The organism is Deltaproteobacteria bacterium (assembly GCA_009692615.1).
Classification (GTDB): domain Bacteria; phylum Desulfobacterota; class Binatia; order UBA9968; family UBA9968; genus DP-20.
The window spans coordinates 1-22,749 of the sequence record SHYW01000021.1 but is presented as its reverse complement, the minus strand read 5'-3'; the positions used below and the strand labels follow the sequence as shown (position 1 = coordinate 22,749).

18 protein-coding genes and 1 pseudogene are annotated in these 22,749 nt (G+C 58.0%); 9 read left to right on the top strand and 10 right to left on the bottom strand.

Annotated features, from left to right (window positions below):
* From EXR70_07190 to EXR70_07170, 5 genes and pseudogenes are all read right to left on the bottom strand, one after another.
* A pseudogene (locus EXR70_07190) lies at positions 1-1,296 on the bottom strand (glucose-1-phosphate adenylyltransferase).
* A 72-nt stretch (positions 1,297-1,368) separates the two neighbouring features.
* Positions 1,369-1,611 (bottom strand): hypothetical protein, encoded by a 243-nt coding sequence (locus tag EXR70_07185; GenBank protein ID MSP38259.1) that lies wholly within the window; start codon positions 1,609-1,611, stop codon positions 1,369-1,371.
* A gap of 410 nt (positions 1,612-2,021) precedes the next feature.
* Positions 2,022-2,315 (bottom strand): MerR family transcriptional regulator, encoded by a 294-nt coding sequence (locus EXR70_07180; GenBank protein ID MSP38258.1) that lies wholly within the window; start codon positions 2,313-2,315, stop codon positions 2,022-2,024.
* Between the two features lie 14 nt (positions 2,316-2,329).
* Entirely contained in the window at positions 2,330-3,442 is a 1,113-nt protein-coding gene (gene dnaJ / locus EXR70_07175) for a molecular chaperone DnaJ (GenBank protein ID MSP38257.1), read from the bottom strand.
* A 226-nt stretch (positions 3,443-3,668) separates the two neighbouring features.
* Entirely contained in the window at positions 3,669-3,917 is a 249-nt protein-coding gene (locus tag EXR70_07170) for a hypothetical protein (protein ID MSP38256.1), read from the bottom strand.
* Positions 3,918-4,067: 150 nt separating this feature from the next.
* On the opposite strand from EXR70_07170, the gene EXR70_07165 reads away from it, so the two are divergent.
* Positions 4,068-5,216, top strand: coding sequence for a hypothetical protein (locus tag EXR70_07165; GenBank protein ID MSP38255.1), 1,149 nt, complete (start codon positions 4,068-4,070; stop codon positions 5,214-5,216).
* 26 nt (positions 5,217-5,242) lie between these two features.
* On the opposite strand, the gene EXR70_07160 is transcribed toward EXR70_07165, so the two are convergent.
* On the bottom strand, positions 5,243-5,869 hold the full coding sequence (locus tag EXR70_07160; protein MSP38254.1) for a hypothetical protein: 627 nt from the start codon (positions 5,867-5,869) through the stop codon (positions 5,243-5,245).
* A 70-nt stretch (positions 5,870-5,939) separates the two neighbouring features.
* On the opposite strand from EXR70_07160, the gene EXR70_07155 reads away from it, so the two are divergent.
* From EXR70_07155 to EXR70_07140, 4 genes are all read left to right on the top strand, one after another.
* The gene (locus tag EXR70_07155; GenBank protein MSP38253.1) at positions 5,940-8,609 is read left to right on the top strand and encodes a DUF4062 domain-containing protein; all 2,670 of its coding nucleotides are present in this window, start codon (positions 5,940-5,942) and stop codon (positions 8,607-8,609) included.
* 156 nt (positions 8,610-8,765) lie between these two features.
* A complete protein-coding gene (locus EXR70_07150) occupies positions 8,766-11,006 on the top strand; it encodes a xanthine dehydrogenase family protein molybdopterin-binding subunit (GenBank protein MSP38252.1) in 2,241 nt (746 codons plus the stop codon).
* A gap of 85 nt (positions 11,007-11,091) precedes the next feature.
* Positions 11,092-11,790 (top strand): thiol:disulfide oxidoreductase, encoded by a 699-nt coding sequence (locus EXR70_07145; GenBank protein MSP38251.1) that lies wholly within the window; start codon positions 11,092-11,094, stop codon positions 11,788-11,790.
* A gap of 102 nt (positions 11,791-11,892) precedes the next feature.
* Positions 11,893-12,888: an ABC transporter substrate-binding protein gene (locus EXR70_07140; protein MSP38250.1), complete on the top strand. Its 996-nt coding sequence runs from the start codon at positions 11,893-11,895 to the stop codon at positions 12,886-12,888.
* Between the two features lie 194 nt (positions 12,889-13,082).
* Here the strand turns inward: EXR70_07140 and EXR70_07135 are convergent, their stop codons facing one another.
* From EXR70_07135 to EXR70_07120, 4 genes are all read right to left on the bottom strand, one after another.
* The gene (locus EXR70_07135) at positions 13,083-14,267 is read right to left on the bottom strand and encodes an MFS transporter (GenBank protein MSP38249.1); all 1,185 of its coding nucleotides are present in this window, start codon (positions 14,265-14,267) and stop codon (positions 13,083-13,085) included.
* A gap of 130 nt (positions 14,268-14,397) precedes the next feature.
* Positions 14,398-15,570 carry an MFS transporter gene (locus EXR70_07130; GenBank protein ID MSP38248.1) on the bottom strand — a complete coding sequence of 391 codons (1,173 nt, stop codon included), beginning with the start codon at positions 15,568-15,570 and terminating at the stop codon, positions 14,398-14,400.
* 293 nt (positions 15,571-15,863) lie between these two features.
* The gene (locus EXR70_07125; protein ID MSP38247.1) at positions 15,864-17,045 is read right to left on the bottom strand and encodes an MFS transporter; all 1,182 of its coding nucleotides are present in this window, start codon (positions 17,043-17,045) and stop codon (positions 15,864-15,866) included.
* 291 nt (positions 17,046-17,336) lie between these two features.
* A complete protein-coding gene (locus tag EXR70_07120) occupies positions 17,337-18,518 on the bottom strand; it encodes an MFS transporter (protein ID MSP38246.1) in 1,182 nt (393 codons plus the stop codon).
* Between the two features lie 750 nt (positions 18,519-19,268).
* Between EXR70_07120 and EXR70_07115 the strand changes: the two genes are divergently transcribed.
* The 4 genes from EXR70_07115 to EXR70_07100 all read left to right on the top strand — a co-directional run bounded on the left by EXR70_07115 (position 19,269) and on the right by EXR70_07100 (position 22,567).
* Entirely contained in the window at positions 19,269-20,483 is a 1,215-nt protein-coding gene (locus EXR70_07115) for a hypothetical protein (GenBank protein ID MSP38245.1), read from the top strand.
* An 18-nt stretch (positions 20,484-20,501) separates the two neighbouring features.
* Positions 20,502-21,188, top strand: a complete 687-nt coding sequence (locus tag EXR70_07110; GenBank protein MSP38244.1) for an alpha/beta hydrolase — start codon at positions 20,502-20,504, stop codon at positions 21,186-21,188.
* 77 nt (positions 21,189-21,265) lie between these two features.
* A complete protein-coding gene (locus EXR70_07105; GenBank protein ID MSP38243.1) occupies positions 21,266-21,754 on the top strand; it encodes a tetratricopeptide repeat protein in 489 nt (162 codons plus the stop codon).
* Between the two features lie 255 nt (positions 21,755-22,009).
* A complete protein-coding gene (locus EXR70_07100; GenBank protein ID MSP38242.1) occupies positions 22,010-22,567 on the top strand; it encodes an NAD(P)H-dependent oxidoreductase in 558 nt (185 codons plus the stop codon).
* Positions 22,568-22,749 lie beyond the last annotated feature (182 nt).

The window sequence follows — 22,749 nt, the reverse complement described above, 5'->3', positions numbered from 1 at the left end:
CTAAATCACCATGCCATCTGGAATGGTCGCGTTCTTGATCACCACGACGATGCCGCTACGGATAACGAAGCCTAGTTCTTCGCGGGTGGCTTCTTGGACGTGGTCTTGGTTGACGATTCGCACGTTGCGGCCGATGCGGGCGTTTTTGTCGACGATCGCTTTTTGTATGGTGCTGTTGGCGCCGACGCCCAGCGGTACTTTGCCGCTCTCCAAAGCTTTCGCCCGTTCGAGCGGCGATTCATAGTAGTCCGCGCCCATTAACAACGCGTTGTCGATGACGCAGCCGGTTTCGATGCGCGAGCGGATGCCGATCACTGAGCGTTTCACCGTGCATTCTTTGATAATGCTGCCCTCGCCGATCATCGATTCGATGACGTGGCTGTCGAGCAATTTGGTCGGCGGCAGATGACGCGAGCGAGTATAGATCGGCGCCTTCTCGTCGTAAAAGCTGAACGGCGGATCGGGCTGGTAGGTGAGCGCTAGGTTGGCATTGTAAAATCCTTCGATGGTGCCGATGTCTTCCCAGTAATCTTTGAAGAGATAGGCCTGGACGTTGCGATCCTTCGCCGCCGCGGGAATAATTTCTCTGCCGAAGTCGGTGCGGTTGGGCGCGTCGTGGAGCAGATCGAGCATCACTTGTTTGTCGAAAACATAAATACCCATGGAGGCGATGTACGGCGATTACTGCGCTTCCGCGGGTGACAGGCCGAGCACCGTGGTGTCGACCGCCATCGCCTTGAGCGCCGCGCCAAGGGGCTTCTCGCTAAACGACAGCACTCGGCCGTCTTGGGCCACGTTCATCAAGCCGAACTCGGACGCACGGTTCTCTTCCACCGGCACCACCGAGAGCGTGATGTCGGCCTTGGTGTCGCGATGGCGCTGGATGAACTCGGCGTAGTTCATGCGGTACAGGTGATCGCCGGACAGAATCAAATATTGATCGACATCCCACTCGGCGAATAGCCAGCGGTATTTGCGCACGGCGTCGGCGGTGCCTTCGAACCAATTGGGGCTCTCCGGAGTTTGCTGGGCGGCCAGGACTTCGACAAACCCTGGCGAGAATCCGGCGCTGGCGCCGGCGTAGGTGCGCGCGATATGGCGGTTGAGCGAAGCGGAGTTGAACTGGGTCAAAACATAGATGCGCTGGATCTCCGAGTTGATGCAGTTGCTGATCGGAATATCGATCAAGCGATACTTGGCGCCCAACGGCACCGCCGGTTTGGCGCGCAGTTTGGTCAGCGGATAAAGCCGGGTTCCCGCGCCGCCGCCCAAAATAATCGCTAAAACTCTTTTCACGTTGAATCTATTTCTAATTCAGTGCTGCGCTGGATTTTTTCTCCGCCACGGTTCGCTTGGCGACGAGAGTAATCAACCGGGCGCGCCGCTGTCAACCAGAGCCGCTGATTTTACCGCCCGTCGATTGTTGTAGAAGGAAATGCTCGCACTCTTTAGCAACGATACTTTGGTGGCGAAGGCGAGGGAAGCGAGCAGGCAAACGATGCCGCCGATCAGCAAGGTGTCCGGCGTGCCGAAATTGTCCGCCAGCACGCCGGCCAACAAACTGCCAAAGGCTTCGACGCCGCGGCGCGCCATGACAAATAGACTGATCACGCGGCCGCGCTTGGCCGAAAAAATAGATGCGATAGTTTCTTGAAGCTAACGAACGCAGGAGTAAATTGACACCGGTCTTTTTAGACGCCAAGTGACCTACTTTCGATCTTTCCGATATTCGCCCTGTGCTGCCAAATGGTTCTCGCTGGCTTTTCTGCGTCACCCTTGCGCCACGTCGTCAAAATCAGGCGGCGATCCGCGCTTGGCAAGCGGCCGTTTCCTGGACCCGATTAGAAAAAGCTGCCGATGGTCCGGAAGCCGTAGCCCGAGTCGAACTAGCAATGGTTGGAAATCAAAAACGAATTCTGCGCAGATACGATGCGAGTGGTCTTTGCTGCTCTAACCAGACCCGGACTCGAACACAATATGAAGGGCATAATAAGCCGGCCCATTGAATCATCTAGCCCACTTTACTTGTTGAGCTCGCGGCCGAGCAGACGGAGTATTTCACTGAATTGGCGCTGCATGGCGATCATTTGCTCGCGCATGTTGAGCGCGACTTCGGCGCCTTCGAGATTGACGCCCATTTCTTCGATGAGTAGGCGGGCGATACGAACGCGGTCGACCTGGTTGAGCGGATAAAACTTTTCGCTGTGGCGGATGATTGGGTAGATGACTTTTTCCTGCTCCAGGCGCTTGACGAACTTGACGTCAACGCCGCAGATTTTTGTCACTTCGGTAATGCGCAGATATTTTCGCGGCATCTTGGCTTCCTCCGCTAAAGTCGCAGATCTTTGCGCACGTCCTCGCCGTAGGCTTGGTCGATCCGGTCGATTACTTCTTGGGCAAGTTCGTCCTTCGGCACACGCACCATCAGCCGCAGATATAAATCGCCGGCGGGAGTTTGGCCGTGGGCGGCGACTCCTTTACCTTTGATGCGCAGTTGTTGGCCGCTCTGTGCGCCGGCGGGAATTTTCACGTTGATCGCTCCAATGGCGGTAGGCACCTCGACGCCGGCGCCGCGCACGGCTTCGCCGACCGTGATCGGCAAGTCCATGGATAAATCTCGACCGGCGCGCGTCAGGATCGGATGGGGCCGAATGCGCGGAGTGATATAGAGATCGCCCGCCGGCCCGCCGCGAATTCCCGCTTCGCCTTTGCCGCGCAAGCGAATGCGCTTGCCGGGATCGGCGCCGGGCGGAATATTGACGCGAATCGTTTCGGAACGGGTGACGCGGCCGCTGCCGCGGCAAACGGCGCACGGGTCGCCAGGGAGTTTGCCGCTTCCCGAGCAGCGCGGACAAGGTTGGCGAAACTGTAACGGCCCGTGGCCGACGGCGACGCTGCCGCTGCCGCCGCATTGCGGACAAGCGGTGGGTGCTGTTCCAGCTTTAGTTCCAGAGCCGAGGCAGGTATCGCAGGCGACCGGCCGTTCGAGCGTGATCGCGGTTTGAAAGCCGCGCACGGCATCGAGGAAGTCGATCTCCATGCGCGATTCGATGTCGGCGCCGCGCTGCGGTCCGGTTTGCGCGCGGGCGCCCTGCCGGAACATACCACCGAAAATATCGCCGAGATCGTCGACGTTGAATTCATGGACACCACCGGCACGCTCCGACTGCTGGCGCCATTGGTCGTAGCTGCGCGCCTTCTCGGCGTCGAATCCAGCGGCCAATCCGGCTTCGCCGAATTCGTCATAAAGCTTGCGCTTTTTTTCGTCGCTCAGGACGTCGTAGGCAACCGATAACTCTTTAAACTTGTTTTCCGCCTCTTTGTTGCCGGGGTTGATATCGGGATGATACTTGCGCGCGAGTTTGCGGTACGCCTTGCGCACATCGTCTTTCGATGCGCCGCGCGGCACGCCGAGTGTTTTGTAATAATCTTGATCCGCCATGGTCGACTACAACTTAACCACAAAGCGACAACTTGCAATGGGCGTAATCGTGTTCGTGCTCGTTAAGATTCGGATCGCGGGTATTGTCGACGAGCTTGGAGCAGCGCTCTGAAGACTGACACGGCAGCGGCCGAGCTCGTGTCGAGGCTGCACCACTCGTACTCTTCGGCGAACAGGCGCACGGTTGGTATAATCTAATATTCCCCGCTGCTTGCGGCGGGCACAACTAAATGGGGTTTTCAAAGGGGGCGAGCATCCCCTTTGGTCGCGAGCGGGGTTCATACCCCGATCGCGAAATGCCGAGTTGATTGCCGTGGATTAGCGGCACCAAATCTCTCAGCGTGTCGTACCAGGCGCGCCGTTCGTCGCGGTCGAAGGGTTGATCGTCTTTGGCGTCAATATCGCGTCGAAGTTCTTGCCAGCGTGACCGAGAGAAGCCGAGCGGAAAGTATTCCGGATAGGTTGCCAGTGTCAAAAATCACGCCCGCGAAAAGTGTTTGCTCTCATCAAATTCTACGATAAAAGGCGGGTCTGAAATGCAGTGGCCGGAGTGTTCAGTCATCATCGAGTCATGAATCGCAACTTTCAGCTAACCTAACATAACAAAACGAAAGTAGGATCACGCATGGCAAATCCAACTTCAATCATCGGTAAGGGTTTAGATCAAGCGCAGGGAGCCGAAAAAGTTAGTGGTCAAGCAGTCTATGGCGCGGACGTTCATTTAACCCGGCGCCGGTTTCTCAGAATTAGCGCCGTTGCATCGGCTGGACTGCTGGGAGGTTTTGCCTCATCGCCCCTGCGTCAGGTCTTCGGTCAAGCTGAAAGATCTCGACTGCCCATTGAGCATGTGATCCTGATCTTTCGCGAGAATCACAGTTACGATAATTATTTTGGCACCTTTCCCGGCGGCAATGGCAAAACCACCAGCTCGCGCTGCGATGACGAAACGCTGGATCCTCCGCATGGACGCCGCGATGCATTGTACGGAGTGATCCGCGGCCCGCGCGGTAACTGTCATTATGTAGAGCAGGACATTCCCAATTACTTTGCCTACGCTCGCGAGTTTGTTTTGTGCGACAATTATTTCGCCGACATTCGCGGTCCATCGCATCCGAACTATTTCATGCTGATGGCGGCGCAGACTCCGAGCCTCGACAATATCTTGGGCGAGCTCAAAGGCAAATATGAAATGACGACCATCGCCGATCGGCTGAGCGACAAAGGCGTGTCCTGGAAGAACTACAACGGCGGCATACCTTTGGTGGCGCTGTTTAAAAATGCCGAGGCGAGCGGCAATATCGTGCCGCTTTCCGGTTTCACTGCGGATGCTTTGGGCGGCAAGCTTCCCGCCATGTCATGGGTAACGCCGAGCCTGCGCGATAGCGAGCATCCGCCGTACAGCGTAAAGCGCGGCGAAAACTGGACCGTGGCGAAGGTCAACGCGGTGATGCAAGGGCCATTATGGCCAAAATGCGCGATCTTTATCGTCTACGACGAGTGGGGCGGCTTCTGGGATCACGTCACGCCGCCCGCCGTGGAAGGAAACGTAAGATACGGCTATCGGATTCCCTGCTTGATACTTAGCCCCTACGCCAAGCGCGGCTATGTTTCCCATACGTTGTATTCGCACATGAGCGTGCTGCGCACGATCGAACGGCTTTTCAACGTGGCGCCGCTTAACGATCTTGATGCCAAGGCCAACGATCTGCTCGACTGCTTCGACTTCCAGCAAGAGCCGCGCGCGCCGTTGATTCTAAAAGAACGACCCGGATGATTGCCTCGGACGCCATCAATATTTCGCTAGCATGACGCCGGTCGCTTAGGCGATTTTATCGAGCCGCGCCGATTCGCGGTCCGGTGCGCTTGGAGAATTTCCCGGAAAATTTCTCGATCCCGCGCCGACGCGCTGTTCAAAGAACACCATTCAAACTCTTCGGCGTAGAGCCGAACAGTTGGCTTGAAACCGTGAACTTTCGGAACTAAATCGCGCAGCGTGTCGTACCAGGCGCGCCGTTCGTCGCGGTCGAAGGGCGTGTCGTCTTTGGCGTCAATGTTGCGGCAGAGTTCTTGCCACTGCGTGATTGGAAAGCCGACTTCGATGCCCTTGGGATAATTGTCGAGGGTCACTAGCCGTGGGCGCGAAAAGTGTTGGCTCTCGTCGAATTCTACGATAAAAGGCGGATCAGAAAGAAAGTAGTCGCAGGACGGCATCTGCGCGCTCTTGATGAAGTCGCGGTGACCGCGCAGATTACCGAGGGCGGCGCGAATTCGTTCCAACGGATTGCCGATGGCTGTGTTCGCGTAGTCCTGCGGGTGGGCCGACCAGGGAAATTGAACATTGGCGTGGCAGCTGCCGTAAACGGCGCTTAACAGTTCGCGCACGCGCTCTTTGCAGGCGCGGCAGTGGGCGGAGTGATCGATGTTCACGGCTCGACGATACTCAGTCAGGGATTTAGATTGAATCACTTCTAACATAGAACGAATCAAACTCTCATCCATGACCACTATCTATCTTTCCTCCACCTACTCAGACCTCAAGGAATATCGTGAGGTCGTTTATCAGGCGCTGCGGCAGAGCGGCTACGACGTGATCGCGATGGAAGACTACGTCGCCACCGACCAGCGCCCCGTGGAAAAGTGTCTCAAGGACGTCGAGAAGGCGGATATTTATGTTGGGCTGCTGGCATTTCGTTACGGTTACATCCCGCCGGCGGGTCACAATAATCCAGACGGGCTGTCGATCACCGAGCTTGAGTTTCGCCACGCCCAAGCGTCAACCAAGCCCTGCCTGTTATTTATCGCTAAAGAAGATGCCGGCATAGCGCTGACCTTGGTCGACAGCTACACCGGCGAGGGCGATAAAGGCGAGCTGATCGGCAAATTCCGCCGCCATGCGCTGACGGCGAAGAGCAGCCGTCTTTTTTCGTCGCCGTACCGATTGGCGAGCTTAGTCCAGGCGGCGCTGGCTGCCCATCTCCGCGACCGCGACAATGGCAACGAACCGGCGCTATCCGCGCCGCCGACTTGGGACGTTGAGAAAAATGGTTCTCCCTATCCCGGTCTGATGCACTTCACGCGCAATTACGCGCCGGTGTTCTTCGGGCGGGAACCGGAAGTAACCGACATACTCGATCGCATGCGCTCGTCCGAAGGCCGATTCATCGTCATCAGCGGCGACTTGGGCGTGGGCAAGTCTTCCCTCGTCGACGCCGGCATTCTGCCGCGCTTGGAACAGTTCGGTCTTAGCGACGGCAAGACTTGCCTGTGCGAACGCATCTTGCCGAGCCAGGGCGACGATCCCTTCGCGGCGTTGATCAACCTGTTGCATCCCTATGCCACCCGCGCCGGTTTGACACCGAAGGACCTATTGATGGAGTGGAAGAACTCGCCGGACTCGCTCCTGCCCCAGCTCCGCAAGATCATTTCCCAAGGCACGGGCCGTGACACGCTGGTGCTGTTCTTGGACCAGATGGAAGAGTTGTTTACGGCTCATGATGCGCAGCTATCGAAGCGATTCTTGACGGCCCTTTACAATGCCGCGTTGGAAGATAACGGGCTTTGGGTGGTGGCGACGATCCGCAGCGATTTTCTCCACTATCTGCACGGCCACGGCGAAATGTTGAAAGTCCTCAACGGCCGCGGCCGTGTCGCCCTCGGTCAGCCTGAGGAGTTCATGATTCGCGATATGATCGTCAAGCCTGCCGAACGCGCCGGGCTCACCTTTACGCCGGGACTGGCGAATCGTTTGGCGCGCGAGGCGGAGAGCAACCCAGGGAGTCTGCCGTTGCTCGCATTCGCACTGCAGCGCCTATTCGAGCGCCGCCAGGGGGGCGAGCTGAGCGAGTCGGTTTATCGGGAATTGGGCGGATTGACCGGCGCCATCTGGGATCACATAGACGAGGTCGAAAAAAAGTTGGCTGACAATTTCGCCGATGGTTTGCCGGCGCTGCTGGGCAAAATTTTTCTTTCTCTGGTTGCGGTGAACGTCGATGGACAGCCGACCCGCCGCCGCGCACTTAAGACGAGCTTTGCCGGCGCTCTCGGAACCATCGTCGATACCCTGATCGATCGCATGTTGCTCCATGCCGAGGGCGAAGGACCGAGCCGCATGGTTTTTGTCGCCCATGAAAAGCTGTTCGACGCTTGGCCTTCCCTGGCTCGTTGGATCGCCGAGAACCGCGACGATTTGGCGATTTTGCGCCAGGCGGAAATCGCCGCCCGTGAGTGGGAGAAACATGGCTACGCGCTCAAGTATCTATGGCATGGCGACCGGCTCAAGCGGCTGCGCCAAAAAGCCGATCGTTTCGGCGCCGAGCAGATAAAAAATTCGGTTAAGACTTTCGCCGCGCCGCAACAAAAGTTGCTGCAACGGTTGGACGACAATTCGCTTTCCCATCAGGAGCGCTTGAGTGTCGGAACTTATCTCGCTGAGTTCGGCGATCCGCGCCCCGGCGTCGGACTTCGTGCCGATGGGCTACCGAACATCGAGTGGATCGATATTCCGCCGGGTAAACTCCAGATCGGGGATGTCAGGCGCGCGTTTGAAGTGAAGCCTTTCCGAATTTCAAAATTCATCGTTACCAACAAACAGTTCGAAACCTTCGTAGACGCCGCAGACGGATATAAAAATAAGCTGTGGTGGAAAGGCATTAAGCAATCCGAGACCCCGGTACCGCCGAGATGGACGGAGAATAACGGCCCACGAGAGACCGTCTCGTGGTACGAGGCCGTAGCGTTTTGTCGTTGGTTGAGCGCTCGGCTCGAATTGAAAATTCGTTTGCCGACCGAGTGGGAGTGGCAGCAAGCGGCGACCAGCGGCGATGCTAAACTTGTCTATCCTTGGCCGGGCGGTTTTGACTCGCGGCGATGTAACAGTTTTGAAAGCGGTCTGAATCGCACCACCGCGGTGGGTGTCTACCCGCATGGGGCAACGGCACAGGGCGTGCTCGATATGGCCGGCAACGTCTGGGAGTGGTGCCTCAATAAGCTTGAACAACCGGGATTCCCGAATGCCGTTTACATCGACGATACGGATGCCCGGCGGGTGATCCACGGCGGTTCCTGGGTCAACGATCCGGGAAGCTTGCGCACGTCGTTCCGCTTCGGCGACAATGCCGGCTTCAGGTTTCGTAACATCGGCTTTCGTCTCGCTCAGGAACTTGAATAATCGCCGCCTGCGGCCAAGTTGTTCCAATCGAGCAATCGAAATGTCCACGCCGGTTGTATCGGCATATGCAATCGATTCGACGCCCCTCGGTTGCTTGGCGAGAATCATTAGAGCTATAATCCGCAAAAATTCGAAATCATTTTAGGAGAATTCAACATGGCAAAATCAACTTCAATCATCGGCGCCGGCGTCGGGCGCGTCGAAGGCGTGGAGAAAGTTAACGGCTCGGCTATCTACGGCGCGGATGTCCATTTGCCCGCCACCTTGTGGGGGAAAATTTTGCGCAGTCCATATCCCCACGCGCGCATCAAGAGCATCGATGTTTCGAAGGCGTGGAAAGTTCCGGGCGTGAAAGCGATCGTTACCGGTAAAGACGAGCCGGATCATTATCAGGGGAAAAGCATTCGGGATATTCCAGTTCTTTGTTGGGATAAAGTTCGTTTCGTCGGCGATCGGGTCGCGGCGGTGGCGGCGGAAGACAAGGACGCGGCCGAAGAGGCGGTGAGTTTGATCGATGTCGAGTACGAACAGCTACCGGGCGTATTCGATGTTCTCGAAGCGATCCAGCCTGGCGCGCCGGTCATTCATGACAACGCGCCGGCCTACGATGGCGCGCCGGCGGATATCATGGCGCCGGCCGGCGGCAATATCGTCAATAAATTAACTTGGGGCAAGGGCGATATCGAGAAAGGCTTCGCCGCCGCGGACATCGTGCTCGAACATACTTTTCGCATGCCGATCCATCATCAAGGCTATCTCGAGCCGCAATCGTTTTTAGTTAAGATCGACGACGACGGCACGGTGAACGCCTGGGCTTCGACCAAGGGACCGTTTGGCACGCGCGGGCAATTCGCCAAAGCGGTCGGCATTCCGCCCAAACAGATTCGCATTCAGGCTGTGCATGTGGGCGCCGACTTTGGCGGCAAGAGCGGCGCCGGTGAGTTGCCGATTTGTTACTTTCTCGCCAAGCGGGCCAAGCGGCCGGTGAAAATCGTTTTGACCCACAGCGAAGAATTGACGGCGATGAATCCCGATCATTACACGGTGATCAAAGTGAAGACCGGCGTGACTCGCGCCGGGCGGATGACCGCGCGCTACTTGCAAGCGATTCACGGCACCGGCGCTTACGCCGGCATGAAGCCGGGGCGCGCCAGCATTGGCGGCGCCGGCGGCGCGACGCCGTATAAAATCGACAACACTTACATGGAAGCGCTGCAAGTTTACACCAACACCGTGCCTTGCGGTTTTTGGCGCGCGCCGGGCGCGATCCAAGCGGTGTTCGCCTCCGAGTCGCACATGGATTTGCTCGCCAAGGAATTAAAAATGGACCCGGCGAAATTTCGCATGATCAATCTGGTCGGCGAAGGCGAAGAAAACGGTTTGGGCAAATCATGGTCCGGCGTCAAGGCGAAGGAAACTTTGAAAGCGGCACTCGACGCGGCGTCGTGGAAATCGCCCAAGCGGCCCAACGTCGGCCGCGGCGTGGCGATGTACGAGCGCGGCACCGGCGCCGGTAAAGTGTGGGTTAACTTAACAGCGGAACTCGATGGCAGCTTGACAGTCTTTACCGTCGCCGGCGATCAGGGCACGGGATTGCAAACCATCCTCTGTCAAACCGTCGCGGCGGAAATGCAGGTGCCCTACGAAAATGTCCGTTGCCGCATCGGCAATACCGCGGATGTTTCTTACAGCGTCGATGTTGGCTTTGGCGGCAGCCGCTCGACCAACATCAATAGCGCCGCGGCGTTTCAAGCGTCGGCTGAGCTGCGCAAAAAACTCAACGCCCAGGCGGCGATCTTGCTCGGTTGCACAGAAGATCAAGTGGCCTACAAGTCGGGGCAGTTTTCCGGCAAGGGCAGCAAGCGCAAGGCGTTGACCTTGAGCGAGGTGGTCAATTCGACCAACGCGCCGATTGCCGTCAGCGTGGAAACCGAAGTGCCGCGCAAAGGTTCGTCGACCTCATTCATCGCGCAGGTGGCGGAGGTAGAAGTCGATCCAGAAACCGGCCGAGTGAAGTTGACGAAATTCGTCAGCGCGCACGACGTCGGCACGATCATCAATCCGCTCGGCCATCAGGGACAGATCGACGGCGAAGCGATCATGGCGATCGGTTCGGGTTTGATGGAGGAACTTCTCGACGACCAAGGTAAGGTGACGACGACCAATCTCGGCGAGTACAAAATTCCCAACATCTTCGACATTCCCAAATTCACCACCGTGCTGGTCAAAGGCAAAAACGGCCCCGGCCCCTACGAAGCCAAAGGCATCGGCGAACACGCCAACGTGACACCGCCGGCGGCGATCGCCAACGCCGTGCAGGACGCTTGCGGTGTGCGGATATTCGACACGCCGGTGTCGGCGGAGAAGGTGTATGGGGCGCTGCGGAAGAAGGCGTGAGGCTTGAGGCGAAACCCCCTCCTTCATCCTCCCCCGCAAGCGGGGGAGGAAAGAGGTGGGGGTGCGGTGTTACACGGGAGCCATCATGATCGATTTGTATTATTGGACCACGCCGAATGGTCACAAGCTGACGATCTTTCTCGAAGAGACTGGCCTGCCTTACAACATCAAGCCGATCAACATCGGTAAAGGCGAGCAGTTCGCGCCGGAGTTTTTGAAAATCTCGCCGAACAACCGGATTCCGGCGATTGTCGATCATGCGCCGGCGGACGAAGGCGAGCCGCTGAGCATTTTTGAATCCGGCGCGATCCTCGAATATCTCGCGACGAAAGCAAGCGCCTATTTGCCGAGCGACGTGCGCCGGCGCGCGGACGTGATGCAGTGGCTGTTCTGGCAAATGGGCGGGCTCGGGCCGATGCTCGGGCAGAATCATCATTTTCGCGGTTACGCGGCTGAGAAAATTACTTACGCCATCGAGCGCTACACGAAAGAAACCGAACGGCTTTACGGCGTGCTCGACGAGCGCTTGGAAGATCGCGAGTTCGTCGCCAGAGATTATTCCATCGCCGACATGGCCTGCTATCCGTGGATTGTTTTGCACGAACGGCAGGGGCAGGACTTGAAGGACTTTCCAAATTTGCAGCGCTGGTTCGAAACGATTCAGAAGCGCCCTGCGGTGGTGCGCGCTTACGCGCTCGCCAAGACGATCAATGTCGGTTCGGCGGGGATGACTGAAGAAGGCAAGAAGATTTTGTTTGGCCAGGGGCGGCGGCAGAAGGCTTAGGCTGAACTCGTTCAAGCCCTTTGGTACGGCCCATTGGGCCTACTCAGGACGGACGGGTTATCTAACTTAGTTCAAGCCGTTTAGGATTCAGAGGGAATCCGTATGAAGCTACGGTGGCTCACGTTGGTGTATGTTTGCTGCATGATTTCCGCGCTTGCCCGCGCCGCGGAACCGCCGGCCAAGTTTCTCTTCGCTTACGGCGCCATCGGTGGCAACGCCATGCCGTTGTGGATCGCCAAGGAGCAAGGGATCTTTCGCAAGTACAATCTTGAGCCGCAGTTGATTTACATCATCGCTGGGCGGGCGATGCAGTCGATGCTCGCCGGCGATATTCAGTTCGGCTTGCTCGGTGCTTCCCACGTGACCAACGCCGTGACCGCCGGCGGCGATATGACCATGCTGCTCGGCATGGAAGACAAATTAAATTATTTTCTGAACGTCCGTCCGGGCATCAAGAGCGCGGAGGATTTAAAGGGTAAGAAAGTCGGCATCGGCACGCCGTCCGGCTCGTTGGCGATGGCTACTTACGTGGGCCTCGATCAAATCGGCTTGGTGCCGCGGCGCGACCGCATCACGCTGTTAAATACCGGCAGCACGCCGGAGCGCATGAGCTCGCTGTTTGCCGGCGCTATCGACGCGGCGTTTTTCAATCCCGAGGTCGAGAAGATGGTGCTCGATCAGGGCTTCCCGATGCTGTTCGATCTCGGTAAAGCGAACGTGCCGTACCAGGCATCGGGTTTGGTGACCTCGCGCAAATATATGCGCGCCAATCCGCTGATCGTGGAAAATCTCGCCAAGGTGGTAGTCGAGGGCGCGGCGTTCGTGCAGAATCCGGCGAACAAAAAAACCGTCGTCGACAGCATCGCGCGCAATCTGCGGCTCGACCGGCCCGATCGCGTGGAGATCGCCTATCGCACCATCGCCGAGACAATTCCACGCAAACCTTGCCCGAGTCTGGCGGGCATCGCTTCGGTATTAAAATTGATGGCCCAACATGGCATCAATCCCAAAGCCGCCGAGCTCAAGCCGGAGGACATCGCCGATATGAGTCTGTGCAAAAAATTTGACGATAGCGGTTTCTTCGCGCGGCTGCAGTAGAAAATTCGGATTCGGAGATTTAACCGCAAAGAACGCAAAGAGCGCAAAAAAGGATATCGGAAGATTTCGCGCCAAGCACGCCAAGATCGCCAAGTCGGAATTTCATTTTTTTCTTCCTTTGCGCCCTTTGCGTGCTTGGCGCGAGAAAAATCCGAATCCCAAATTTGATTCCCGAAAACTGTCACTCGGTTTCCTCACTTCAACTTCGCCCAATGTTTCCAGATTAGCAAAAAGCCGCTGGCGCAGATGATGCCGGCGATGGTGAACATCCAGCGGTAGCCGGCGAGTTCGACGACGATGCCGTTGATTAACGCGCCGGTGCCGTTGCTGAGCGGGAAGGCGGTGGAGAAACTCGCCATGGCGCGGCCGCGCCGTTCGGCTGGCGCGGACTCCATCGCCAATCCAACAATGCAGGCGCTGCCGATGGCGGCGCCCATGTGCCAAAGCGCGCCGCTCACTATGAGCCCGACAAGATTGTTGGCGAACGTCATGGTCAGTAACCCGGCGGTTTCCAGGCCGAAGGCGATGATCAACGAGCGGCCGGCGCCGAGTCTGTCCGAGAAGCGTCCCAAGAGCGGCCGGCTCAAGGCGCTGGTGATACCGACGGCGACGTAGTACCAGGCGAAATGGCTGACGCCGAGTTCGCGGGCGTAGAGCACCACGAAGCTGAAAAAACAGGGCAGGGACAAGTTCAACGTAAAGATCAGCAACGCCGCGGTGAGAATGTGGCGATCGACGACGGTCAAAATTTCGCGCCACCAAGGTTCCGACACGTCTAGTCGCGCTTTGAGAGGGCGGGCTGGCGTGGCACGGGACAGCGCCCAAGCCGCCGCGGCGCCGCTCAACACTAACGTCATGGCGAAGAAAAACACCGCGTGATAACCGCCCAGGGGCGCGTCGATGATCGCCAGGGCGATGGCGGGAAAAATAATCGTCGCGCTCGATTGCACGCCGCCGAAATAGCCGTTGGCTTCGCCGCGCCTGGCCGGCGGCGCCGCGGTGGCCAAGAGCGTGTAGCCGGCGGCGGTCATGCCCGACCAGGCGATGCCGCGCAGGGCGTTGGAAAATAAAATTGCCGCGTTAAACGGCACGAAGCAAAACAGCACGCTCAGCGCTTGGCCGACCATGCCGAGCACCATCACGCCGGTTTCGCTCCAGCGGTCGACCCAGTAGCCGATGATCGGCCGGGAAATCACGCTGGTGACGCCGAAGGCGGCGATCACCAGACCGACGATGAACGGCGAGCCGCCGAGCTGGGTGATGTAAAGCGGCAGTGTCGGTAGCAAAGCAAAGTGCTGGGCGTAACCGAGAAACTCCGCTAAGCAGAGCAGCGCGAAGGGGCGGGTCCAGATGGAATCGGATGGCGGTGCCGTGCGCATTGCCGATTGGTAACACGCCGGAGAGAAAAACTCATGGGCTGGGGAACAATTGGAGTACTGGAGTAATGGAGTATTGGGTTTTCAGAGCGCCCATCACTCCACCACTCCAGTACTCCATCACTCCAATTCTTTACAGTTTGGCGCGTTGTCCAAGGGCAAAAAACAATCCTGCTCCCTGCAGTGCGGCGAGCAGGAGAAACATGCCGACGTAGCCGGCGATGTCGATGGCGCCGCCGGTGATCAGCGAGCCGACGCCGTAGCTAAGCGGATAGGCGATGGAGAAGGTCGCCATTTGTTTGCCGCGCCGTTTGGGATCGGCGCGCTCGACCGCCAACGCCAAGGTCGTCGAACTGCCGATGGCGTTGCCGAGCATATAAATCGCGCCGCAGAAAATCACGCCGATCAAATTCGTCATCATGGCGATCAGCAACAAGGCGATTGTTTGGCAAGCGAAACCGGCGGCAACCGAGCGGGCGCGGCCGATTTTATCGGACAAGCGACCGAGCAGCGGCCGGGCGAACATGCTGATGGCGCCGATGCAGACGAAGTAGGGCGCGAAATTGGCGATGCCCAACTCCTTGGCATAAAGAATGATGAAGTTGGTGAGCGCCGGCAGCGAGATGTTGAGCGAGAGTAATAAGATCGACGGCAGTAATATTTCCGGCTCGATGAAGTGAAAAATTTCTCGCCACCATGGCATCTCCGCTTCAGCAATTTGCGTTGAAATTGGCCGCGCCACCGCCGGCGCCAAGAGCAAGCCCATGAGCGCGCCGGCGACGGAGAACAGCGCTGTGACGATGAAGACCGCGCCGTAACCGCCGAAGGAAGCGTGGAGCAGCCAGAGCGCCAGCGGCGGAAAAAGAATCTGCGCCGAACTTTGCACGCCGCTGTAAAGCCCCGACGCCGCGCCGCGCCGGGCCGCAGGAGCGATGCGCGCCAACAGCGAGTAACCGCCGGTATTCAAACCCGCCCAGCCGACGCCGCGGGCGCCGTTGGCCAGCGCAGCGGCCGGGATCAATGGGATGAAACAGGGAAACACGCTCACGGCTTGAAACAGCAAACCGGCGATCATGACCAGCGATTCGCTGCGCCGGTCGGCCCAACCGCCGGCCAGCGGCCGAACGAGCACGCTTGTAATAGCGAAACATGACAACACGATGCCGACGACGAACGGCGAGCCGCCCAGTTGCGTGACGTAAAGCGGCAGCACCGGCGCGAGCATGAAATGCTGCGCATAGCCGAGCAACTGCGCGGCGCACAGTAACAGGAATGTTTTTGTCCAGATCGTGTCGGAATCGGTCATCGTTGTTCGTGTTCGTGACTCGTGCTCGTTCAGATCGGCTTATTTACCACCAAGGACACGAAGAGCACGAAGGTTGTTTGTAGGGGCGAAAAAGTTTTCGCTCTTACGATGATCGCCGATCCCTTCGTTTGTTTCGTGTAAAGAAAAAAAGCCTCAAACGAACTCATTTCTTCATTTCCGAACTTTGCGTCTTTGCGCCTTTGCGAGAGATATTCCGAGACCGACCGGTGCGCGAAGCGCACCCTACGAAAACCTTCGCGCCCTTCGTGGTGAAAATGTCCTTACCGTTCGTATCATTTCAGCCGCGCCCGATTGACGATCGTAATCAACAAACCGCCGGCGGCGATCGCGGCGCAAACCGCGTACATCGCGAAATAACCGCCCCATTGCACCAAACTGCCGCAGACGAGCGCGCCGACGCCGTTGCTGAGCGGTAACGCAATGGAGAAAGTTGCCATGGCGCGGCCGCGCCGTTCGGGTTTGGCGAGTTCCATGGCGATGGCCAGCGTGGTCGAGCTGCTCATCGCCAAGCCGACCATGTAGAGCATGCCAGAAATTATCAGCGCGATTAAATTCGTCGCGTAGCCGAGCGTAAATAGCGCCAGCGCTTGCAGGATAAAGCAGGCGAGCAGGGCGCGGCCGCGGCCGATGCGATCGGAAACTTTGCCGAGCAACGGCCGGGCGAGAATACTCGTCGTCCCGCTGGCGGCGTAGAACCAGCCGATGTTGTCGATGCCGATGTCGCGGGCGTAGAGCACGAGAAAACTCGCCACCGCGGGAAAGGTGACGTGGGAAAAAAATGACAACACCGAGGCGAGGATAATATCGCGGTCCAAGACATTGAGAATCTCGCGCCACCAGGGCGGCGCGTCGGCGGGCTCGGCATGATGGATTTTTTTCGGCATGTGGCGCTTCAGCATCGTGCTTATGCCGGCGCCGAATGCCGCTAACGCGATGGCGACGGCGAAGACAACATTGAATCCGCCGAACGGTTGGGCGATCAGCCAGAGCGCCACCGCCGGCAATAAGATCGTGCCGCTCGCCTGGACGCCGCTGTAATAACCGGACGCTTCGCCGCGGCGCGCCGGCGGCGCGCTCAAGGCCAACATCGAATAACCCGCCGCGCTCATCGCCGCCCAGCCGAGACCGCGCAGCGCGCTGGCGAACATCAGCGCCGAGATGAAGGGGATGAAACAAAAAAACACCGCGGCGGATAATAATGACGAACCGCAAATCGACACGCCCGGTTCGGACCAGCGGTCGGCCCAGGCGCCAATCAGCGGACGAAACACCACGCTGGTGACGGCGAAGCAGGCGAGCACCAGGCCGACTTGAAACGGCGTGCCGCCCAACGATGTGATGTAGAGCGGAAAAGTCGGTTGCAAGAGGGCATGCTGCGACGAGCCCAAAAATTGCGCGCAGCAAAGCAAGATAAAAGAGCGCGTCCAGAGTGATTGCGATTGAGGTGTGGTCATTGGGCGCAAATGCAATTTAAATTTTCACCACGAAGGCATGGTTCGGCGGGGCTCACCACAGGCTCCGGACGCGAAGGGTTTCGTAGGGTGCGCTTCGCGCACCGGTCGGTCTCGGAATATATCTCGCAAAGACGCCAAGGTACGGAAGTCTTAGGATGTGGTGACCGCAGGGAACCGCATCATTGGTGGCAAATTGCCGTCGCTCGATGATGCGGTTCGCGGATTCACCGCATCCTACCAATCTATGAGCGATTTCCTCTCGTGCTCTTCGTGGTGAGATAAATGTTTTGATCATTTCAAGCTTGCGCGGTTTTTGTAGACGACGATCAGGCCGGGAATGTTTAGCGCGGCGGCGAAGAGAAACATCCAATAATAGCCGGCGAGCTGAATCGCCGCGCCGGTGAGCAGCGAGCCGACGCCGGCGCTGAGCGGGTATGCCATCGAATAAGTCGCGATCACTTGGCCGCGCCGCTCGGGATTGGCGTGTTCGAGAGCTAGGGCCAACGTCGCGGCGGTGCCGATGGCGGAACCGGTCATGTAGAGCGCGCCGGAGACGAGCATGCCGCTCAGTGTCGTGGCGTTGACGACGACGCAAAGCGCCAGCGCTTCGAGGCCCAAGCCGACGGCGATGGCGGCGCCGCGGCCGATCTTGTCCGATGCCCAGCCGAGTAGCGGACGGGCGATCAAACTGGTGGCGCCGCTGACGACGTAGTACCAGCCGAAATGTTCGATACCGAGCTGACGCGCGTAGAGAACGAGAAAACCGGCGACGGCGGGCAATGTCACGTGCAAACCGAACAGTAATCCGGAGGCGAGCAAAATGTCTTTCTCGGGAATTCTGACGATCTTGCGCCACCAAGGTCCGGCGTGATGGTTGCGTTGTTGGCGCGCGGCGTTGCTCGTTCCCTCGCGCAGCATGAGGCCGAGGGCGGCGCCGCAAACGGCGATGGTCATGGAAACCGCGAAGACGACGCGAAAGCCGCCGAAGGGCGCGTCGATCAACCACAGCGCCAGCGCCGGAAGAATAATTGTCGCGCTGCCTTGCGCGCCGCTGTAGTAACCCGAGGCTTCGCCACGGCGCGCCGCCGGCGCCCGTTGGGCGAGCAGCGCGTAACCGCCGGAGTTGACGCTCGCCCAACCGACGCCACGGCAGCTATTGGCGAGCATGGTCGTGCCGACAAAGGGCAGATAGCAGAGCAGCACGCTGGCGCCTTGGATCAGCAGTCCCGAGATCATCACGCCCGCTTCGCTCCAGCGGTCGGACCAGTAGCCGACCAAAGGCCGCAGCAACATGCTGGTGGCGGCGAAGGAAGCCATCACCAGGCCGACAACGAAGGGCGAAGCGCCGAGTTGAGTGACGTAAATCGGAATGGTCGGCTGCAAAACGAAATGTTGCGCGTAACCGAGAAACTGCACGACGCAGAGCAAGACAAAGGCGCGGGTCCAGAGAGGTTCAGTGTGAGGTGCCGACATTGAAATCGTGAAGCTAACGAAAAGTTCCGAGCTTTCTTATACAAGCTTCGCCGCGAAGTCGCTACAATGGGAGGAATTTGTATGTTGGCTCAATTCAAATGGGTGATACGGTATTGATGCAGCCGAGCCGTCATCCCAAGTATCGCGAGAGATTTCATTTTCGTAAGTGGCATACAAGTCGAGATTCTTCGCTGACGCTCAGAATGACAGCTGTGAGAGTTTTACCTTTATGCCAGCTTCGTTCGCTGGTGATGACAGTGAAAACGAATAGGTTAACGCTGCGCAAAAAAATATCGCGTGTCGTTGTTGCATCATACCCGCAACGATTGTTCTCATCCGTCATCGGCTCGCCGACGAGAAACATAATACGTCGAGTACAACAAGATCCGCGCCCGCGCGAAATCGCAAACCTGGCACGGATTGCTATGGTCACGATTTGTAGGGAGAAGAGTTTGAAGGCCGCGCACACGAGCGAAACCGGCGTGAATTCCTCGTGGGAAGTTGTATCGACGAACATGTCCCACGGATACGATTCCCACGGCTCAATGACAACGAGTAATGGCCGCGTATTGTCCCGATGAAAGTCCGACGTTTGCGGGACGTTTCAAGTGGTTCGTTTCTAGCCTTCGATGCATGGTAGCGCGACAGAGTCGCCCCGACAAGATCTCTCAGCCAAATTTGAAGTCTCTCCCAGAGGGAGAGGGTGCTTAAAACTGCTGGACGCATACTTTTCAAACACGTTGCCATCGCATGAAATCTGAACCGCCGCTTTCCTTCACGCCATTCCTGCGCTGGCAGTTCGCGCAAGTTTTCTCGCGGCCCTGGCCGGTGATTCCTTCCGCTTTGGTGATCGCCGTGCTCAATGTTTTTCTTTTCGCTTTCGACCGGCCGTGGACGGCTTCGGATGGGCTGCGCAACTGGGGCGATTCACTTTTTAAGTTTGTCGGTGCGATCGATCAGCCTGAATTGTTGCCGCCGCTGCTGTATTCAGGATCGGTGTTAAATATCGGTTTGCTGCTCGGCGGTTTCGCTGCCGCGCTGCTCAGCCGGGAGTTCGCGATTCGCGGTGCGCCGCCGGTTGAGATCGCCAAAGGCGCCATCGGTGGATTGTTGATGGGTATCGGCGCCATGCTTTCGTTCGGCTGCAACATCGGCGGATTTTTCAGCGCGCTGTCGGCATTGTCGGCCAGCGGTTTGGCGATGATGGCTGGTCTTGTGATCGGCAGTTTCGCCGCGTCGCGATTGATCGTCTGGCAAAGAGTGCGGCAGATCGAAAAAGGCCAGGTTAGTTTTATCTCGCCCTGCGAAGCGCCGCCGCCGGCGCTGGCCGCTTCCTCGGCGTTCAAACTTCAGCCGCGCTTGGGCGTGTTCGTGATCGTGGGCGTGATCGTGGCCGGAAGTTTCTATCAGTTTTTGGGCCATGGTCGGTTGGCATTGTTTTTATATTTCGGTGTGGCCTTCGGCATCGTATTTCAGCGCTCGCGTTTTTGTCTGGTCAACGCTTTTCGCGAGCCGTATTTGAGCGGTCAGAGCGAACACACGCGCGCGGCTGCGTTGGCGTTGACACTTAGCATGATTGGCTTCGCGATTCTCAAGGCCGGCGATTTGAAAGATGCCAGCGAATGGGTTTTCCCGTCGTTTTGGCTCGGCAGTTTTTTCGGCGGGACGATTTTCGGTTTCGGCATGCTGCTCGCCGAGGGCTGCGGCGCGGGGACGATCTGGCGGTGCGGCGAAGGCCATGTGAAACTCTGGATCGCGCTGTCCTTTTTCGCTTTGGGCGCGTCGACGACGCGGATGATTCTACTGCGTACCGATTGGCTGCGTCAGTTGGGCGATGGCGTCTTTTTGCCCAATGTCCTTGGCTGGACGGCGGCGCTTTGGGGTGTGGCGGGCTTGATGGCGGTTTGGTATTTACTCTCGGCGTGGAACGAACGACGCAAACAGGTTGGCGTTTTTCGCTTCTAACTGCTAGACGAACAGGTCATGAGTTCTCCGACATTGAGAGACATTCAATTGATCCCCAACGCTACGTCGGGCATGGTGTCGGGATTGTTGTTGATGCCGGCGGGCGCCAAGGCGCTGCTCGTGCTCGCCCACGGCGCGGGCGCCGGCATGCGCCATAAGTTCATGCAAGAAAGCGCCGTCAAGTTGGCCGAGTTGGGGATCGCGACGCTGCGCTATCAGTTTCCCTATATGGAAAAGCGCATCAAGCGGCCCGATGCCGAGTCGGTGTTGACCGATACCGTGCGCGCGGCGGTGACGACGGCGAAAAAACTCGCCGGTAACTTGCCGCTATTCGCTGGCGGCAAATCCATGGGCGGACGCATGACATCTTTGGCGGCGGCCAAGGAACCGCTGGACGGCGTGCGCGGTTTGATTTATTTCGGCTTTCCGCTTCATGCCATGGGTAAGCCCGGCGCCGAGCGCGGCGCGCATCTCGCCGAGATTAAATTGCCGATGCTATTCTTGCAGGGTTCGCGTGACGGGCTGGCGGATTTGAAATTGCTCAAGCCGCTGTTAAAAAAACTCGGCAAGGCGGTCGACCTGTTCATCATCGAAGGCGGCGATCATTCCTTTCACATGCTCAAGAGCGCCAAGCGGACGGACGATGAAGTGTTGAGCGCCGCGGCGGCGAAGGCGGCGGAGTGGATGGGTTTGAATAGTTTTTAGTGCTGAGTTTTTAGTGTTTAGTTTTCGGCGCCGGATATTTTTGGGAACTGACAACTGACCACTGGCACCTTTATTTTATGTACCCAACCAACGAACAAGAGGCGCTCGTGGCTTTGCGCGGCGACGATCCGGAGTTGGCCGCGACGGCGGAGGCGCTGCTGTGGGGTATTTGGTGCCGGTCGGGAGACTCTGAAGCGGATCGGCTGTTTCGCGCCGGCGTCGATGCCATGCAGGGTCGCCGGCTCGAAGAGGCGGAAGAATATTTTCGCCGGGTGATCGAGCTGCTGCCGGCGTTTGCCGAAGGTTGGAACAAGCGAGCCACGGTTCGCTTCATGCTAAAAAACTTCAGAGGTTCGATCACCGATTGCCAGGAGGCTTTGGCGCGCAATCCCAATCACTTCGGCGCCGCCTCGGGCCAAGGGCTTTGCCATATGGCGGCGAGCCAATTCCGCGAAGCGGCGATCTACTTTCGCCGCGCCTTGGAAATCCACCCGCATCTCGACGCCGTGCGCTACAACTTGGCGATGGCCGAAGCGGAAGGCGGCGGCAGCGGCTATCTGCATTGAAGATTCGGATTCGGAGTATTATCCGCAAAGAACGCAAAGGGCGCCAAATAAAATCCAAGAGGAAATCCGGATGTAGGCGCGTATGGCATACGCCCTGGGGTGGTGGGGTGGCGATCGCTGAGCAAAAAATTTGCTCAGGCGAAGCAAATTCCAATAGCTAATAGATAGTAATACAAAGATCGGGTAGGGGCCGGTCGCGACCGGCCCGTGCTGCGATTGGCAGAATTTCTCAATAAATTATTTCTTGGAGGTTCGATGGCAATTCGAGTGGCTGGGATTTGCGGCAGTTTACGTGGGGCTTCGATTAACAAAGGATTGTTGCGCGCGGCGGCGGAGTTGGCGCCGGCGGGGATGGAAATTCAAATCTACACGCGGCTCGGCGATATTCCGCCGTACAATGACGATGTCTTCGCCCAGGGCGATCCCGAGCCGGTGGCGGATATGAAAAAATTTATCGGCGGCGCCGACGCGCTGTTGATCGTCACGCCGGAATATAACTACGGCGTGCCCGGCGTGTTAAAAAACGCCATCGACTGGGCGTCGCGGCCGAGCGGCAAGTGCGTGCTCAACCGCAAAGCCGCGGCGCTGATGGGTTGTTCTCCCGGATTAGGAGGGACGATTCGTTGTCAGCATGCGTTGCGTCAGACGTTCGTTTTCACCGAAACCCATGTCATGTCGCAGCCGGAGATCAAGATTCCTTCGGCCGCGCCGCTGTTTGACGGCGACTGTAAACTCACGGACGAGAATACCCGCCAGCATGTGAAGAAATTCCTCGAAGCCTTCGCGGTATGGATCGGCCGCTTCAAAGATTAGATCTAGGCGATCCGGCAGGAAAGGTTGTCGAAGTCCTGTCGTGGCAACGTCAATATGTCATGTTAACAGCAACGCGATTATGTCAGGGTAGTGCGTTGGGTTGAGGTCGTAAGTTAGAAACCTGGCCATAGCGGAACCCCACCTTGTTGGAGTTGGTTCGATATAGGCCAAGTGTGTGCGTC